Raw genomic sequence first — 13,403 nt, forward strand, 5'->3', positions numbered from 1 at the left:
GCGTTTCGCCGCAGCGGGGTTGAATCGGCGAAACGAGGGCTCGATATGACGCCAGGGGGCTGGCCTCGAGCGACTTGGGTCGTCGACAGTGACAGCCGACGCAGCCTGGATCGACGTCACGGAACGGCGATCCGGACGGTTTTTCTTCGGAGACAGCGAAACCGCCGCGGCGATAACCGCCGCCAATTGGGCCAAATCGCCGCTCGGCCTGCCGCAGACTTGGCCGAAGCGGCTGCGCGTGGCGCTGGAAATTTGTCTCAACAGCGCCTTCCCCATCGCCATCCTCTGGGGCGGCGAATTCTGTCTTCTCTACAACGACGCCTGTCATGGGCTTCTCGCCGACAAGCATCCGCGCGCCCTCGGCCTTCCGGCGCGTGAGGTGTGGCCGGAAATCTGGGACGTGATCGGGCCCATGTTGCAGGACGCGCTCGTCGGCGGACGCCCGACGCGCTCGGAAGACCTGCAGCTCTACACGATGCGCAACGGCCGCCGGGACGAGGGTTATTTCACCTTCTCCTACAGCCCGATCCGGGATGATGACGGAACGATCGGCGGGGTTTTCTGCCCGGTTGTCGTGACCACCGACCGCGTCATCGGCGAGCGCAGGCTGCGCACGCTGCGCGATCTCGCCGCGCTGAGCCGCGCCGAGAATGAGGGCGAGGCCTGCCGCGTCGCCGCCAGCGTGCTCGCCGCCAACGGCTATGACGTGCCCTTTTCGGCGATCTACCGTTTCGACGAGGATCGCGGCGAGGCGGAGCTGACGGCGGCGACCGGCGTGCTGCCGGGCGGGCGCGTGGCGCCGCGTCGGATCAAGCTCGGCGATCCCGATCCTGACAATGGCGATCTGTGGGGCCTCGACGAGGTCGCTCGGCTCACGCCCGGGCGCGTGGCCATTCGCACGCTGGACGCGCGCTTCGGCGAACCGCCCTGCGGACCCTGGACGACGCCCCCGGACGAAGCGGTGCTCTTCCCCATCGTGCTGCTCGGGCAGGACCGCGCCGCGGCGGCGCTGATCGCCGCCGTCAGTCCGTTCAAGCGGCTCGACGCCGCCTATGCCTATTTCCTCGACCGCGTCGCCGCCAAGATCGCCTCCGCAATGACCGACGCGCGCGCCTATGCGGCCGAGCGCGAACGCGCCGAGGAGATCCGCGTGCGCGAGCTCGCGCTGCGGCGCGCCGAGGCGGAGCTGTGCGAGGCGCAGCGGCTCGGCCGCATCGGCAGCTGGCGATGGAGCGGACGCCTTGACGACCGCGGCGGCGCCTCGCCCTATCTCGCACGTATCTTCGGCCTCGATCCGGCTGCGCCGCCGCCGAGCTTTGCCGAGCAGAAGGGCCTGCTCTACGCCCCCGCCGATTGGGAAAGGCTCGACGCCGCGACGCGCGAGACGCTGCGCACGGGCGAAAGTTTCGAGCTCGACCTTCCCGCCCATCGCGCCGACGGCGCCGCCATTCATGTCACCATTCGCGGCGAGGCCGTGCGCGACGAGCGCGACGCGATCGTCGGCCTGCGCAGCACCATTCAGGACATCACCGAACGCAAGCAGGCGCAGGAGCGCGTCGAGCTGCTGCTGCGCGAGGTCACACATCGCGCCAAAAATCTGCTGACGGTGGTGCGCGCGGTGGCGCGGCAGACGGCGCGAAAGGATTCGCCCGTCGCCTTCGCGCAGCGATTCGATCAGCGCATAGCGGCGCTCGGCGCGAGCCATGATCTTCTCGTGCAGAACGAGTGGCGCGGCGTCGAGCTGCATGCGCTGACGCGCTCGCAGCTCGCCCATTTCCGCGATCTGTTCGGCTCGCGCATCCACATCGAGGGGCCGACGACGATCGTGAAGCCGGGGGCGAGCCAGGCCATCGGCATGGCGCTGCACGAGCTCGCGACCAACGCCGGAAAATATGGCGCGCTCTCCAATGACGAAGGCGTGGCGCACATCGCCTTCGGCGTGACGAGCGAAAGCGGCGAGTCGCATTTCGAGATGAGCTGGCGCGAGAGCGGCGGGCCGCCGGTCGCCGCGCCCAAGCGCCATGGCTTCGGCCATATGGTGATCCTGCAAATGGCCAAGCACGCGCTCGGCGGACGCGTGACGCTCGATTATGCGTCGAGCGGCGTCGTCTGGAGCGTGAGCGCGCCGCTCGACAATGTGATCGAGCCGGCGCAGGGAGAGGATTAGATGAGCGACAACGAACCCATCCGCATTCTCGTCGTCGAGGACGAGCCGGCGATCGCCGCCGATCTCTGTTTCGTCGTGGAGGAGGTCGGATATGCGATCGGGGGGACGGCGAGCTCGGTCGACGAGGCGTTGAAGCTGATCGAGGACGAACACATAGACGGCGCGATCCTCGACGCCAATCTGCACGGCGTGTGCAGCGCCAGCGTGGCCGACGCGCTGCGCGCGAGGAAACTGCCCTTCTTCGTTCTGTCCGGCTATCTGCAGCGGCAATTGCCGGAGCCGCTATCGGGCGCGCCCTTCCTCGCCAAGCCCTATGACGAGGAGGAGCTCACCTCGCGCATATTGGCGCTCGCGAAGTAGCGCGGCGGCGCCCGAGGACGATCGAGCGCGCCACCGGAGCCCTCGCGCTTCGAGGCGTTCGCTTCGCGAACCACCCCGGTGCGCGAGCCCCCAAGTCATCAGCGGTGGTGGTGATGGTGATGGTGATGGTGGTGGTGGTGGTGGTGATGATGATGGTGATGGCGATGCTTGAATGGCCGCGGATGGGCCGAGGCGGCCAGCGGGGCCGCGGCGACGGCCAAGCCGAGAGCAAGAGTCGCAATCAATTTCTTCATGATCTATCTCCTGTGCAGGGCGTCCGACCGACGCGCCCTCGATGACAATGCCGCTCCGAATATGAACGAATGCCGAATGGCCCCGCCGTGGCGCCCAACATAGCGGCGCCGAGCCCGCAAGCAGAGCTTGTCGCGCCGCCGGCACCCGTCCCAAAATAGGGCGGCCGGTCCCCTATCGCGCGGATTTCGGAGCTTCTATGAGAAGGCGAGCCCAACGTCGCGCCCGAAGGACAAGTCGATGCCGATCTGGAAGCCCGACCTCGATCGCCAGAAAAACGCCGTTCTTACCCGCTTCGCCCAGTCCCTCGACGCCACACGGCCTTTCGCCGAGAGCTTCGACTATGACGGGCTCTATCGCTGGAGCCTGACGAATTCGCCCGAATTCTGGTCGGCCGTCTGGGACTTTTGCGGCGTCATCGGCGAGAAGGGCGAGCGCATCCTCATCGACGCCGACAAAATGCCCGGCGCGCGCTGGTTTCCGGACTCGCGGCTCAATTTCGCCGAAAATCTGCTGCGCCCCCGCCCGGCGGAGCAGGAGGCGATCGTCTTTTGGGGCGAGGACAAGGTCGAGCGCCGGCTCTCCTTCGGCGAGATCGCCGCCCGGGCGGGCGCGCTCGCCGCTTTTTTCCGCGCGCGAGGCGTCGAGCCCGGCGACCGCATCGCCGCCTATATCCACAATGGGCCGGAGGCGATCATCGGCATGCTCGCCGCCGCCTCTCTCGGCGCGGTGTGGTCCTCCTGCGCGCCCGAATTCGGCGTGCAGAGCGTGCTCGACCGCTTCGGCCAGATCGCGCCGCGCATCCTCATCGCCGTCGACGGCTATTTCTACAAGGGCAAGACGCTCGACCGCGCCGATAATATTCGCGAGATCGCGAGCAAATTGCCGAGCGTCCAAAAAATCCTGCTCGTCCCCTATACGAGCGCAGCGCCCTCGCTCGAAGGGCTCGCCGATGCGCAACTCTGGCACGATGCGCTGGCGGCGCATGAGGGCGCGAGCCTGCGCTATGAGCGGCTGCCTTTCGACCATCCGCTCTACATCATGTTCTCCTCCGGCACGACGGGCGCGCCCAAATGCATCGTGCATGGCGCCGGCGGCACGCTCCTGCAGCATTTGAAAGAGCATCGCTTGCAGTGCGACATCGAGCCCGGCGATCGCTTCTTCTATGCGACCTCCACCGGCTGGATGATGTGGAACTGGCTGGCGAGCGGCCTCGCGAGCGAGGCGACGCTGCTGCTCTACGACGGCTTCTTCAACGCCGGCCAGAATGGCGCGATATTGCTCGACTTCGCCGCGAAGGAGAAGGCGAGCTTCTTCGGCACATCGGCCGGCTATCTCAAGCAGATCGAGAAATCCCGGCTGAAGCCGCGCGAGAGCCACGATCTCGCGGCCGTGCGCGCCATCGCCTCGACCGGCTCGCCGCTCCTGCCGGACAGTTTCGATTACGTCTATCGCGATTTCAAAGCGGATGTGCAGCTCGCCTCGATCAGCGGCGGCACCGACATCATCTCCTGCTTCGTCGGCGGCAATCCCTGGAGCCCCGTCTATCGCGGCGAGATTCAATGCGCCGGACTGGGCATGGGCGTGCAGGTGTGGGACGAGGCGGGCGAGCGCGTCATCGGCCGCGAGGGCGAGCTCGTCTGCACGCAGCCCTTCCCCTCCATGCCGATCTATTTCTGGAACGACGCCGACGGCGAGAAATATCGCAAAGCCTATTTTTCGGAGCATCCGGGAATCTGGCGTCACGGCGATTTCGCCACGGAGACCGAGCACAAGGGCTTTCTCATTCACGGCCGCTCGGACGCCACGCTCAATCCGCAGGGCGTGCGCATCGGCACGGCCGATATCTACAATATCGTCGAGCGCCTGCCGGAGGTGCTCGAATCTCTCGCCATCGATCAGGAATGGGAGGGCACGACGCGCATCGTGCTCTTCGTGAAGACGCGCGAAGGCGTGGAGCTGGACGACGCGCTCGCGGCGCGCATCAAGCGCGAATTATTCGAGAAGGCCTCGCCGCGCCATGTCCCTTCCGTCATCGTAAAGGCGCCGGATCTGCCGCATACGCGTTCCGGCAAGCTCGTCGAGCTCGCGGTGAAGGAGATCGTGCACGGACGCCCGGTGAAGAATGTCGGCGCTTTGTCCAATGCGGAGTGCCTGGAATTTTTCGCAAATCTTCCGCAGCTTTCGAGGAAGGGCTGAGACGCCGCCGTCATTGCGAGGAGCGAAGCGACGAAACAATCCAGAGCCATGAGGCGGTCTCTCCATCCGGGCGCCGCCTCGCGGCTCTGGATTGCTTCGCTGCGCTCGCAATGACGGAGAGACGTCACGAAACCGCGCTATTTATTCGCCTCGTTGCCTGAACATGGTGGATAGGAGCCGCGAAGATGAAGATCGACAGAGTGCGAAACACGGCCTTTGCGATGCCGCTCACCAATCCCGCCTATCCGCGCGGTCCCTATCGTTTCTATGATCGCGAATTCATCGTCATCGCCTATCGCACCGACCGCGAGGCGCTCGAGGCCGTGGTGCCGGAGCCGCTCGAGATCGACGAGCCGATCGTCAAATATGAATTCATTCGAATGCCCGATTCGACCGGCTTCGGCGACTATACCGAGAGCGGACAGGTGATTCCCGTGCGCTTCCAGGGCCAGAAGGGCGCTTACGTCCACGCCATGTATCTCGACGATGACGCGCCCATCGCCGGCGGGCGCGAGCTCTGGGGCTTTCCGAAAAAGCTCGCCTCGCCCAAGGTCGAGCACGACGGCGACGTGATCCTCTGCACGCTCCATTACGGCCCGGCGCTCTGCGTCGAGGCTTCGGTCGGCTACAAGCATCGCATATTGGAGACGGCGCCGATCGCCGAGGCGATCCAGCAGCCGAATTTTCTTCTGAAGATCATCCCCCATGTGGATGGCTCGCCGCGCGTGCTGGAGCTCGTGCGCTACCAAATGACGGATGTCGTCGTGAAGGGCGCCTGGGCGTCGCCGGCCGCGCTCGCGCTCTTTCCCCATGTCGCCTGCGACGTCGCTCGCCTGCCGGTGCGCGAAATCGTTTCGGCGACGCATTTCGTCGCCGATCTCACCCTCGCGCTGGGCGAGGTCGCGTTCGACTATCTCGAGAAAAAATAGAGCATGTTCCCGAAAAGTGCGAAGCGGTTTTCGGAAAAGAACATGCGAATTCAAATAGCGCATTCGGACATGATTTGTCCGAATGCGCTCTCGCGGCGCTCAGGCGCGCTTCTCCTTCGGCGCGCGCGCCAGAAGAATTTTGTACGGAATGTCGAAATAATCGGGGACGTCGCAGCGGACGATCGTCTCGCGCATGAGGATCGCCGGAATCCAGGCGGCGCCGAGCCCGGCCTCGACCTGCGCCAGCAGCGCCTCGGCCGAGGCGCTCTCGCAGAGCGGCCGCCCGCGTATGTGGACGCCATGCGCGGCGAGCATGGCGCCGATGCGCGCGCCATAATGCGTGCCCGGCGCATAGACCATGAGGCGGCCGACGAGCGCGTCGCCATCGAGCGCAACGACATTCTCCGCGCCGCGACGCTGAGCGAGGATCAGCCGATCCTCGCCGATCTCTTCGAACTCGAGCCCGGCGAGAGCGTCGGCGTCGCCGAAATTCGGCGCGAGCGCCAGATCGGCGTGGCCGCGCTTGACCGCCTCTATGCAGCCCGAGACGGAGGCGACGACGACGGAATAATTGCGCAATTCACGCTCGATCAACCATGGCGACAGAAATGTCGCGGCGAGCGTGTTGGTCGCATAGATGCGCAGCGCCTTCTCCAAATGGCTCGAAACGGAGAGAACGGCGCGGCGCGCGTCGAAAATCTCGTCGCGCAGACGATGGGCGCGCGACAAAAACTCCTCGCCCGCGGGCGTGAGCGCCACTGGACGGCGCTCGCGATCGAAGAGCGGCGCGCCCAGCCATTCCTCCAGCCGCTGCACTCGGCGGCTATAGGCGGATTGCGTCGTGCAGCGCGCCTGCGCCGCGCGGGTGAAATTGCGCGTCTGGCAGAGCGCCAGGAAATCGTCGATCCACTGCAGCTCCATGATGCGAGAAATGCATCATCGGATCGCGAATGACAATTGGATCGACCCGCAACGCCGCGCCATATGCGTCGCTGTAGCCGATGCTGGGAATGCGAACTCGGGACGCGAAACGGCGATGGAACCGTCGACGACATTCGAGAAGGACGACGGCGCGGGCTTCGCGCTGTTGCCGCGCAGCGTGCGGCTGCTGGCCTGGCCGCGGGAGGCCTGCGCCCGCGCGTTCTGCGAGTTCGAGGTGGTGAGCGGAAACGCGGCCTATCGCGAGGGCGAGAGATTCTATCTGACGCGAGCCAAAGCGCGGCGCGCTTATCCTTCTGCGCCGCTTCCGCCAGATGACGATGGCGTCGTTTGACGATGCGCCTTCCGAGCTTCGAGCATGTTCCCGAAAAGTGCGAAGCGGTTTTCGGAAAAGAACATGCGAAACCAAATAACTTTAGAGCGGCCGCGATAGCGCCCGGCGCAACTGGACAATCGCTCTTCAAATTACAAATATCTCGGACAGTGGGGCAGCCTCGAGCGCGTTCAATGTCGAGCTTTCGCTTTTCGCTGCAGGCGCAGCTGGCGCTATTCAATGGCGCGTTTCTGGCGATTGTTCTCGGGCTCGCGGTTCTTTCTGCGCAGAGCCTGCGCGTCGTCGCCGGAAAAACGGACGCGCTCGCGTCGAAATGGATCGAGGCGACGCAGCTTCTCGGCGCATTGTCGGAAGGCATGTCCAAATTCCGAATCTCCGAGACCTATCGCATTCTGGCCGAGACCGAGGAAGAGCGGATCGCGGCGGAGCAGCGCGCGACGGAAAATCGGGTCGAGATCGAGAAATTGCAGAAGGACTATTTCGCGCTCTTTCGCGCCGAGCCGCGCCCCGACCTCGCCAGATTTCGTGACGCGCTCGCCGCCTATCTCGCCGCGCATGACGATTGGATGGCGCGCACGCCGGACATTCTCGCGATCCGGGCCGCACGGGGCGCGAACGCGCTGCATGATCTCTACCGAGCCGCCGACGAGGCGGCCGACGCCGCCATAGAGGAACTGAGATGGTCGGCGCGCGCTGAAGCAGACACCGCCGCGCGCGTCACCGATGGCGCGCTCAAGTCCATGCTGATCGCCTCGACGATCGCCTCGGCCTTGGCCATTTGGCTGCTGTTTCGCGTGAAGGAGCGGGTCACAAGGCCGCTCGCGGCGATCACCGAGGCGCTCGCGCAGCTCGCCGCCGGCAATCGCCATGTCGAAGTCCCGGAGGTCGAGCGCGACGACGAGATCGGCGCGATGGCGAAAGCCTTCGACGTTTTTCGCGCCAATGCGCAGGCGCTGGAGCGCGCGCATGAGGCGACGCGCGCGGCGCAGGAGCATGCGCAGATTCTCGCGCGTCAGGACTCCCTCACCGGCCTGCCCAATCGCCGCATGCTCGTCGCCGATCTGCATGCGGCGATCGAGCGCGTCGAGGACGGCGCGGCGGCCTGCGCCCTGCTCATCGTCGATCTCGACCGCTTCAAGCCGATCAACGACCTCGAAGGACATCGCCTGGGCGACGCGGTTCTGTGCGAAGTCGCCCGACGCCTGCGCCAGGCCTCGCGCAAGAATGATATCGTCGCGCGGCTCGGCGGCGACGAATTCGCGATTTTGATGGAGATGTCTCCGGGAACCCATGCGGATCAGGCGACGAGAGTCGCCGGCCGCGCGCTCGCCGCCATCGGCGAGACGATCGAGATCGGCGAAAGGCGCATCGACATCAGCGCCAGCGTCGGCGTCTCGCTCTGCCCGGAGGACGGTCTCGACGTCAGCACTCTGCTTCGCGCCGCGGACATCGCCATGTATCACGCAAAGCGCGACGGCCGCGGCCTGTTCCGCTTCTTCGAGCAGGGCATGGACGAGGAGCTGCGCCGGCGAGCGGCGCTCGAATCGGCCTTGAAGAAGGCCATCGCCGCCGGCGACATACATCCCTACTATCAGCCGCTCGTCGATCTACGCGACAATCGCGTCTATGGTTTCGAGGTGCTGTCGCGCTGGACGCATGAGACGCTCGGCCCCATGGCTCCCGACGTGTTCATTCCGCTCGCCGAGCAGATCGGCGTCATCGGCGGACTCACCTGGTCGGTGGTTCGGCGCGCCTGCCGCGAGGCGCTGCAGTGGGACGCGCAGGTGCGCCTCTCCGTCAATATCTCTCCGGTGCAGCTCGAGGATCCGCTGCTGGCCTCGAGATTGCTGGCGACGCTCGAGGAGGAGGCATTCCCGCCCTCGCGCCTCGACGTCGAGATCACCGAGAGCGCGCTCGTCGGCGATGTCGACACGGCCCGCGCGACTCTCGCCGCGCTCCAGGCCGAGGGCGTGACGATTTCGCTCGACGATTTCGGCTCGGGCTATTCGAGCCTCTATCATCTGCGCGCCTTCCATTTCGACAAAGTGAAAATCGACCGCTCCTTCGTGCTCGCCATGCAGCACGACGAGGAGAGCGGCAAGATCGTCGACGCGATACTGAGCCTGTTGAAGCATCTCGGCGTGACGGCGGTCGCCGAGGGCGTCGAGACGGCGCAGGCGCTGCGCCGTCTCGCCGAGCATGGCTGCGAGATGGGCCAGGGTTTCTATTTCGGCAAGGCGATGCCCGCCGCCGACGCCGCGAGGCTCCTGCGCAGTCGGCGCGCCGATCGCCGCGTGGCCTGAGCCGCGCGACCCTGCCGATTTCAAGGGATGACGCCGGTCGCCATGCGGCCGAGATCGCCGACCGCGCCAGTGACCGTGTCCACCGCGCGCTGCATGAAGCCCGGCTGCTCGCTCGGAGCCGGGGCGGGCGGCGGCGGCGCAGCCGGCGCTTCGGCGAGCGGGGCGGGCGCGGCCGGAGCTGGAGCGGGTCTCGGCTTCGCCGGCTTGGCCTGCGCCGTCGGCTTGGCCGGCTGCGCCGCATGGCGGTCGAGCGGCTTGGCAGCTTCGGCTTTGGCGGGCGCGGGCTTTTGCGCGGGCTTGGGCGCAGGCTTGGCCGTGCGCGCGGGTGGCGGGGGCGCGGCGACGGCGGGCGCGGGAACCGCGGCGGCAGGCTCCTGCGAGGCCGGCGCGGCGGCGGGTTCGGCCGGCGGAGGCGCGGCGGGCGTCGGAATGACGCGAATGGGAGCGGCCGAAGGCAGGGCCGCCGCCGAAGGCGCCGCGAGCGGAACAGCGGCGGCCGGCGGGTTCAGCGCCCCGTCGGGCAGGGCCGACGGAGTCGCAGCGGAGGCGGCCGGCGTCGGCTCGACCGCTTCGGCGGCAGGAGCGGATTCGGCGACGGGCTCGGCCGAGATCGCCGCCGGCGCGGCGTCGGCCGCCATGGCATCGCGGCCATCGGCGTCGGCGTTCTCCGCAGCGGCGTTGGAAGCGGGCTCGGCCGGATCGATCGGCTCGCGCTGCGTCGCCGAGGCGACCGGGTCCTCATCTTGCGGGAGGAACATGGTCGCCATGGCGCCGGCGCCGACGACCAGAACGACGACGGCCGCCGCGATCAGCCATCCGCGCCCGCGACCGCGCACTTCGCCGCTCTCGGCTTCGGGCTCGCTCGCTTTGGGCTTTCGCCGCGCGCGCATCCGGTCCGCCTCGCTCGGCGCCCGCACGGGCTCGGCGTCGGCGGAGGCTCGCGGCTCCGCGGCCGCGTCCAGCCGTGCGGGAGCCTCTCCGTCGTCCTGCTGCTGGCCGACGTGACGCAACAGCTCCTTGAACTCCTCGAACTCGGCGATGAGTTTCTTGTCCGCAGATGCGTTCATCTTCCAGTCCTCCGATTGCGCCGGCGCGTCGGCTGACAGTCGACGCCCGACGCCATCATTCGCGATCTAGCCGATGGCGGCCTCCGCGCGTATTCGCGAAACACCCCTGTCGGCGAGAAATTCCATGGCGGTCTACGCCGCGTTCTATCAGGAATAGAGAGAAATGTGGCCGATCTTTGCCGCAGCGGCCGCGGGGAGCCGCGGCCCGCGTGGATCGCACGGAGCGGATTTTCACAAAAAAAGGTCGAGAGCCGCCCTTTCAGATCAGTTGCTCTTTCAATTGCAGCGTTCCCACGACGCCGATCGCGTCGAAATGCTGGTCGAGAAAACTTCTGCCGGCCTTGCGGCCGATCTCGAACAGCGAACGCAGGAAGTCGTAATCGGCGTCGAGCTTGGTGTCGGCGCCGTAACGCTTCATCGCCGCGCCGCCCTCGACGAGATGCAGGAGCACCTTCTTATAATGCGTGCCCGTCAGCCGCCCGGCGTCGATGAGGCGGGCGACGAAATCGATGGCCCGGAACTCGTGCAGGAGCGAGGCGTTGAAAGTGATCTCGTTCAGCCGGTCCATGATCTCCTGCGAGCTGTGCGGCACCTCGTCGCGCTCGACCGGATTGATCTGCACCAGGATGATGTCGCGGCAATCGGTCTCCGTATAGAGCGGGAACAGCGCCGGATTGCCCATATAGCCGCCGTCCCAATAGGCCTCGCCCTCCACCTCCACCGCCTGGAACAGAGTGGGCAGGCAGGCGGAGGCCATCAGCATGTCGATCGTCAGCTCCGGCCGGCGGAAGATGCGCACCTTGCCGGTGCGCACATTGGTCGCCGAGATGAACAGCTTCAGATCGTCGCTCGCGCGCAGCGCCGTAAAATCGATGAGGCTCTCGATGAGGTCGCGCAGCGGGTTGATGTCGAGCGGATTGAAATCATAGGGCGAGAAATAATTGACGGCGCTGTGGCTGAGCGTCTTGCGCAGCTTCAGCGGATCCCAGAAGCCGAACACGAGATCGCAGAGATCGCGCTGCGCCTTGCTCAAATCGCCGTCCACGCTGATCGTGCGCCAGAACTTCTCGAGCTGCGCGCGGGCGCGCGCCGGCCCGCCCTCGCGCAGCCCGTCGGCGTAGACGACGGCGTTCATCGCGCCGGCGCTGGCGCCGCTGACGCCGATGACATCGAGCCGCCCGTCCTCGAGGAAGGCGTCGAGCACGCCCCAGGTGAAGGCGCCATGCGCGCCGCCGCCCTGCAGGGCCAGAGTGACCTTCTTGCGCGTCATCCCGCCGTCCAGCCGCCGTCGATGGAAATATTCGAGCCGGTGATCTGCGCCGCCGCATCCGAGCACAGGAACAGGACCAGCGCGGCGATCTGATCGACGGTGACGAACTCCTTGGTCGGCTGCGCCTGCAGCAGCACGTCGTTGATGACCTGCTCGCGGGTGAGATTGCGCGCCTTCATCGTGTCGGGAATCTGCTTCTCGACGAGAGGCGTCCAGACATAGCCGGGCGAGATGCAATTGGCGGTGACGCCATAGGTCGCGAGCTCCAGCGCCACGACCTTGTTGAGCCCCGCGATCCCGTGCTTGGCCGCGACATAGGCGGCCTTGAAGGGCGAGGCGACGAGCGAATGCGCCGAGGCGGTGTTGATGATGCGCCCCCAGCGGCGCTTCTTCATGCCGGGCGTCGCCGCGCGGATCGTGTGGAAGGCCGAGGAGAGATCGATGGCGATGATCTGATTCCACTTCTCGATCGGGAAGTCCTCGATCGGCGAGACATATTGCACGCCCGCGTTGTTGACGAGAATGTCGACCGAGCCGAGCTTCGCCTCGGCATTGTGGATCATGGCGGCGATCTCTTCGGGCTTGGTCATGTCGGCGCCGTCATAGATGGCAGTGACGCCGAACTCCTTCTCGATCGCGGCGCGCTCCTTTTCGATTTCGGCGGCCTCGCCGAAGCCGTTGATGACGACATTGGCCCCCTCCTTGGCGAGAGCGCGGACAACGGCGAGGCCGATGCCGCTGGTGGAGCCGGTGACGACGGCGTTGCGTTTGGCGAGAGACATTCGCGCTCCTCTGGGTGAAAACGCGCCGACGGAGGCGCTGGAAATTGTTCTGAACGCAATCTAGCGCCGCCACTTCGACGGAACATGACGCGGCGCGGACTTACTGGCCTTACTGGCTCGCCCAGAGGATGCGGGCGATCCAGCTCACCTCCTCGCGGGAGAGGACGCGGTCCGGATAGGCGGGGTTGAAGGATTTCAACTCCACCGTGCGCGCCGTCTGACGTTTCAGCTCCTTGGCGAGAACCTCGCCGGAGGTCGTCTTGACCACCACGCGGTCGCCCCGACGCACCGGGGCGGCGGGGGAGACGATGACGATGTCGCCGTCGCGATAGAGCGGGGCCATGGAGTCGCCGGAAATCTCGAGCGCGTAGGAATGCTCGTCGGCGTCGGCGAAGACGTCGATCTCGTCCCAGCCCGAGCCTGTGGCGAAGCCGGCGTCGTCGAAAAAGCCGCCGACGCCGGCCTGGGCGAGGCCGATGAGCGGACGCGCGCCGCGCGGCGGCCGCTGTCCCTTGGCGACGACCAGCGTCATGAATTCGTCGAGGCTCGCCCCCGTCGCCTGCAGAACCTTGGCGATCGACTCGGTCGAGGGCCAGCGCAGGCGCCCGTCGGCGGTCTGCCGCTTGGAGCGGTTGAATGTGGTCGGGTCCAGGCCGGCCTTGCGGGCGAGGCCGGAGGCGGTGAGGCCGTAGCGCTCGCCGAGCGCGTCCAGCGCCGCCCAGATCTGCGCATGCGTCAGGATTTCAGCCATAGGCGGACCTCATTCCTAGAGATAGGAATAGAACAGTCCGGCCGGCTCCG

12 protein-coding genes are annotated in these 13,403 nt (G+C 66.5%); 6 read left to right on the top strand and 6 right to left on the bottom strand.

The window, feature by feature from the left end; all coding sequences use genetic code 11:
- Nucleotides 1–88: 88 nt before the first annotated feature.
- A complete protein-coding gene (locus Mspo_RS00775) occupies nucleotides 89–2,167 on the top strand; it encodes an HWE histidine kinase domain-containing protein (protein WP_159726033.1) in 2,079 nt (692 codons plus the stop codon).
- Nucleotides 2,168–2,527 (top strand): response regulator, encoded by a 360-nt coding sequence (locus Mspo_RS00780; RefSeq protein WP_159726034.1) that lies wholly within the window; start codon nucleotides 2,168–2,170, stop codon nucleotides 2,525–2,527. It begins immediately after the preceding gene.
- 98 nt (nucleotides 2,528–2,625) lie between these two features.
- Here Mspo_RS00780 and Mspo_RS00785 read toward each other — a convergent pair whose 3' ends face one another.
- Nucleotides 2,626–2,781 (bottom strand): hypothetical protein, encoded by a 156-nt coding sequence (locus tag Mspo_RS00785; RefSeq protein WP_159726035.1) that lies wholly within the window; start codon nucleotides 2,779–2,781, stop codon nucleotides 2,626–2,628.
- 238 nt (nucleotides 2,782–3,019) lie between these two features.
- Between Mspo_RS00785 and Mspo_RS00790 the strand changes: the two genes are divergently transcribed.
- On the top strand, nucleotides 3,020–4,978 hold the full coding sequence (locus Mspo_RS00790; RefSeq protein WP_159726036.1) for an acetoacetate--CoA ligase: 1,959 nt from the start codon (nucleotides 3,020–3,022) through the stop codon (nucleotides 4,976–4,978).
- Nucleotides 4,979–5,163: 185 nt separating this feature from the next.
- Complete coding sequence (locus tag Mspo_RS00795; RefSeq protein ID WP_159726037.1) at nucleotides 5,164–5,907, top strand: acetoacetate decarboxylase; 744 nt, start codon at nucleotides 5,164–5,166, stop codon at nucleotides 5,905–5,907.
- A gap of 99 nt (nucleotides 5,908–6,006) precedes the next feature.
- Here the strand turns inward: Mspo_RS00795 and Mspo_RS00800 are convergent, their stop codons facing one another.
- The gene (locus tag Mspo_RS00800; RefSeq protein WP_159726038.1) at nucleotides 6,007–6,828 is read right to left on the bottom strand and encodes a LysR family transcriptional regulator; all 822 of its coding nucleotides are present in this window, start codon (nucleotides 6,826–6,828) and stop codon (nucleotides 6,007–6,009) included.
- 115 nt (nucleotides 6,829–6,943) lie between these two features.
- Between Mspo_RS00800 and Mspo_RS00805 the strand changes: the two genes are divergently transcribed.
- Together Mspo_RS00805 and Mspo_RS00810 are read left to right on the top strand one after the other, a co-directional pair.
- Nucleotides 6,944–7,180, top strand: a complete 237-nt coding sequence (locus Mspo_RS00805; protein WP_159726039.1) for a hypothetical protein — start codon at nucleotides 6,944–6,946, stop codon at nucleotides 7,178–7,180.
- 173 nt (nucleotides 7,181–7,353) lie between these two features.
- On the top strand, nucleotides 7,354–9,483 hold the full coding sequence (locus Mspo_RS00810) for a bifunctional diguanylate cyclase/phosphodiesterase (RefSeq protein WP_159726040.1): 2,130 nt from the start codon (nucleotides 7,354–7,356) through the stop codon (nucleotides 9,481–9,483).
- A 20-nt stretch (nucleotides 9,484–9,503) separates the two neighbouring features.
- On the opposite strand, the gene Mspo_RS00815 is transcribed toward Mspo_RS00810, so the two are convergent.
- The 4 genes from Mspo_RS00815 to Mspo_RS00830 form a co-directional block, all read right to left on the bottom strand.
- The gene (locus Mspo_RS00815; RefSeq protein ID WP_159726041.1) at nucleotides 9,504–10,550 is read right to left on the bottom strand and encodes a hypothetical protein; all 1,047 of its coding nucleotides are present in this window, start codon (nucleotides 10,548–10,550) and stop codon (nucleotides 9,504–9,506) included.
- A 259-nt stretch (nucleotides 10,551–10,809) separates the two neighbouring features.
- A complete protein-coding gene (locus Mspo_RS00820) occupies nucleotides 10,810–11,820 on the bottom strand; it encodes a patatin-like phospholipase family protein (protein ID WP_159726042.1) in 1,011 nt (336 codons plus the stop codon).
- Nucleotides 11,817–12,602: a 3-hydroxybutyrate dehydrogenase gene (locus tag Mspo_RS00825; RefSeq protein WP_159726043.1), complete on the bottom strand. Its 786-nt coding sequence runs from the start codon at nucleotides 12,600–12,602 to the stop codon at nucleotides 11,817–11,819. Before Mspo_RS00825 ends, Mspo_RS00820 begins: the two co-directional genes overlap by 4 nt.
- A gap of 109 nt (nucleotides 12,603–12,711) precedes the next feature.
- Nucleotides 12,712–13,353 carry a helix-turn-helix transcriptional regulator gene (locus Mspo_RS00830; protein WP_159726044.1) on the bottom strand — a complete coding sequence of 214 codons (642 nt, stop codon included), beginning with the start codon at nucleotides 13,351–13,353 and terminating at the stop codon, nucleotides 12,712–12,714.
- Nucleotides 13,354–13,403 lie beyond the last annotated feature (50 nt).

It is taken from the genome of Methylosinus sp. Ce-a6 (genome assembly GCF_009811655.1).
GTDB lineage: Bacteria > Pseudomonadota > Alphaproteobacteria > Rhizobiales > Beijerinckiaceae > Methylosinus.